3 protein-coding genes are annotated in these 3,601 nt (G+C 57.0%); 1 reads left to right on the plus strand and 2 read right to left on the minus strand.

The genetic code is table 11. The annotated features are described in order from the left end of the window. Window positions 1–345 (minus strand): MFS transporter (locus tag M0974_RS26335; RefSeq protein ID WP_367279054.1); only part of this gene is annotated, 345 nt, incomplete at its 3' end. 666 nt (window positions 346–1,011) lie between these two features. Here M0974_RS26335 and quiC point away from each other — a divergent pair. Next, window positions 1,012–2,919: a 3-dehydroshikimate dehydratase QuiC gene (quiC, locus tag M0974_RS26340; RefSeq protein ID WP_297844025.1), complete on the plus strand. Its 1,908-nt coding sequence runs from the start codon at window positions 1,012–1,014 to the stop codon at window positions 2,917–2,919. A gap of 102 nt (window positions 2,920–3,021) precedes the next feature. On the opposite strand, the gene M0974_RS26345 is transcribed toward quiC, so the two are convergent. Further along, on the minus strand, window positions 3,022–3,601 hold a 580-nt coding region (locus M0974_RS26345; RefSeq protein WP_297844028.1), incomplete at its 5' end, for an FAD-binding protein.

Below are 3,601 nucleotides of genomic sequence, written 5' to 3' on the forward strand. Positions count from 1 at the left end.
ATGAGCGCCCGTGGCGAAGCTCCAGAGCAATACGGCCAGGAAAAACGCACGCTTGACGCCGACCCGATCAATGAAGCGGCCTTGCAATACAAAGCCGATGGCATACCCGACCTGGAACCAGAAGTTGATATTGGCGTAGTCCATCGCCGTCCAGCTCATCTGTTTGGCGAGTAACGGCTGCATGATGCCAAGGGCGGCGCGGTCGATGTAGTTCAGTGTGGTGGCGAAAAATATCAGGGCGAGCATCCCCCAGCGGGTTTTACCGACTGCCATGGCACCGCGGATTTTTCCACCGATACCGCTGTGTGCTGCTGTGAGTTGGGACGTTATTTCTGTATGCATCATGGGTAAGCCATCCGTTCCAAGACCGCGCCGTGAGCGTCAGTCGAACTGAAGAGGCAGCTTGAATCGAGCGTATGCCTTGTGCTGCGAGGCCGTGACGACATCGAAGACTCGACTCTTTGACTTAGGGTCAAGAATGCCGAGGCGATTCATCAACGGAGCAGAACAGGACGCAAGGTTCGAGCGCTGGAATTAATCAGGCAACAGCGGATCCAGCCCCCGAAAGGTCTGAAGGCAGTTGTCTCCCCAGCGGTTCAGTAATGATGGCGATGGCAGGCAGGAGGCATCGGTATGGAAGGCGTGATGCGCTGGTGAGTGAAGCCGCAAGTGAGTGCATGAGCATTGACCCTATTTTTAAAATTGTTATGAGCTAGCGGGTGACACGACCGCAGACGACTAAAATCCCAAGCTATTGGTTAACGGCTTTTCGGGTTCGTCCCACAATGTGCAGCTAGTGTTGAGCAACGAGCGAAACAGCGTCAATTGGCAAAAGTGGCTTTTGTTCGATAATCGAACACAAAACTAACCAGTTAGTACATGAATGATTGTCGTGGTATTTTCACAAGCGAATAATTCACCGCAGCACCCATCATGGTCCCGAACAGGCTGATCAATCCGGTGCGTTAAAATTGTGGCCCGCAGAGGTCGCAATCATCCAGGAGCTGAGCCATGCAACGTTCGATTGCCACCGTTTCCTTGAGCGGTACCCTGCCAGAAAAACTCGAAGCTATTGCCGCTGCTGGTTTCGACGGCGTTGAAATTTTCGAGAACGATCTTCTTTACTACGACGGCAGCCCGCGAAACGTGCGCCAAATGTGCGCGGACCTGGGCATTTCCATCACCTTGTTCCAGCCGTTTCGGGATTTTGAAGGCGGCCGCCGTGACCGTCTGCAGCGCAACATCGCCCGTGCTGAACGCAAATTCGACTTGATGCAGGAACTGGGCACTGACCTTGTCCTGGTGTGCAGTAACACCGCCGCGGATTCCGTGGGCGATGAAAATATTCTTCTTGATGACCTGAGCCTGCTTGCCGAACGCGCCGGTGCTCGAAACCTGCGAATCGGTTACGAAGCTCTGGCGTGGGGCCGGCATGTGAACACCTGGCAGCAGGTGTGGAATCTGGTACGGCAAATCGATCATCCAGCGCTTGGGGTACTGCTCGACAGCTTTCACACCTTGTCACTCAAGGGTGACCCTAGCGCCATCGCGCAGATTCCCGGCGACAAAATTTTCTTCGTGCAGATGGCCGATGCTCCGCTGTTGGCGATGGATGTTCTGGAGTGGAGCCGACATTTTCGCTGCTTCCCCGGCCAGGGTGAATTTGACCTGGCAGGCTTCCTCGCGCCGATTCTGCGCAGCGGTTACACCGGTCCATTGTCACTGGAAATCTTCAACGATGGCTTTCGCGCCGCGCCACCTCGAGCTAACGCTGCGGATGGTCTGCGGTCGCTGCTGTACCTGGAAGAAAAAACTCGCAAGCTGTTGGAGAAGGACGCTGAGCCCATCAACACCGACATGCTGTTCAACCCGCCGTCCGCAAGCAGCTATAACGGCGTCGAGTTTCTAGAATTTGCGGTAGATGAAGCCCAAGGTGCAAAGTTGTCCACTTGGCTGGAGAACCTCGGTTTCGTCCATCTCGGTCAGCATCGCTCCAAAGCGGTCAGCCTGTTGCGTCAGGGTGATATCAAGATCGTTCTCAACGCCGAACCCTATTCCTTCGCCCACAGTTTTTTTGAGGCGCACGGCCCGTCGTTATGCGCCATGGCGTTGCGTGTGGATGACGGTAATTCTGCGCTGGAACGTGCACGGGTGTTCAAGGGCCAGCCGTATCGTGGTTTGGTCGGCCCCAATGAACGCGAAATTCCAGCCGTGCGTGCGCCGGATGGCAGCCTGATTTACTTGGTAGAGCCAGCCGAGCCTGGGCACTCAATCTACGACAGCGATTTTAAGGTGGACCCGCAAGCGGTTGCCGGTGGAGGGTTGCAGCGCATCGACCATATGGCGATGGCGTTGCCTGCGGACAGCCTCGACAGTTGGGTGCTGTTCTATAAAAGCTTGTTGGATTTCGAGGCCGACGACGAGGTGGTGCTACCCGACCCCTACGGTCTGGTCAAAAGCCGTGCGTTGCGTAGCCGTTGCAGCACGGTGCGGTTGCCATTGAATATCTCGGAAAACCGTAACACGGCGATTTCCCACGCGCTGTCCAGTTACCGCGGCTCAGGGGTGCACCACATCGCATTTTCTTGTGAGGATATTTTTGCTGAGGTCAGCCGCGCCAAGGAAGCTGGCGTACCGCTGTTGGATATTCCGCTTAATTACTATGACGACTTGGCGGCGCGCTTCGATTTCGACGATGAGTTCCTCAGCGAGCTGGCCTACTTCAACGTGCTCTACGACCGCGATGCCCAAGGTGGTGAGCTGTTTCACGTCTACACCGAGTCGTTCGACGATCGTTTCTTCTTCGAGATTCTGCAACGCAAGAATGGTTACGTCGGCTACGGCGCGGCCAACGTAGCGGTGCGTCTCGCTGCGATGGCCAAGTCCCGCACTGGCGCTGCGCGACTGGCCAGGCTTTAGGCTTCTATGCCCGGGCCAGGTCCCATTGTGGGGCAAAGTCCGGGATGATCACCCGCAAGCCGTAACGGGGAGGGTAGATTGGTCTGCAAGTCTCCCTCGTCATTATTCGTAGGTGTTGGCGCCCGCGATATGCCGTGCGGCGATGTAGCCGAACGTCATTGCCGGGCCGAGATTGATACCGCCGGACGGGTAACAGCCGCCCATGATGCTGGCCATGTCGGTGCCTGCAGCGTAGAGGCCCGTGATGGGCTGACCGTAGGCGTCAAGCACCTGGGCGTTACCGTCAGTCTTCAGTCCGGCAAAGGTGCCGAAACAGCCAGGCTGGACTTTGACGGCGTAGAACGGACCTTGTTCAATCGGCGCTACACAGGGGTTGCTGCCCGGATAAAGCGGGTCGCCCTGTTTGCGATTGTAGGGCGTTGAGCCTCGGCCGAAAGTGGGGTCTTGCCCTTGAGTGGCATGCTGGTTGTACTCGGCGACAGTGTTGACCAAGGCCTGCGGATCAATACCGCAGGCCACGGCCAAGTGCTTGATGCTGTCGGCGCGCTTGAGATAGCCGGAGCGCACCAATGGCCCGACAGGGACTGGCGTCGGACGCGAAAAACCCAGGCCGTAACGGCGCTGGAAGCGATGATCGCAAATCAGCCAGGAAGCAACCTCCTGGTCGGCCGGTGCGTGCTCG

It is taken from the genome of Pseudomonas sp. (assembly GCF_026224925.1).
GTDB lineage: Bacteria > Pseudomonadota > Gammaproteobacteria > Pseudomonadales > Pseudomonadaceae > Aquipseudomonas.

Coding starts and splice junctions, on each gene's coding strand:
- quiC (WP_297844025.1), top strand. CDS start 1,012: ATGCAACGTTCGATTGCCACCGTTTCCTTGAGCGGTACCCTGCCAGAA.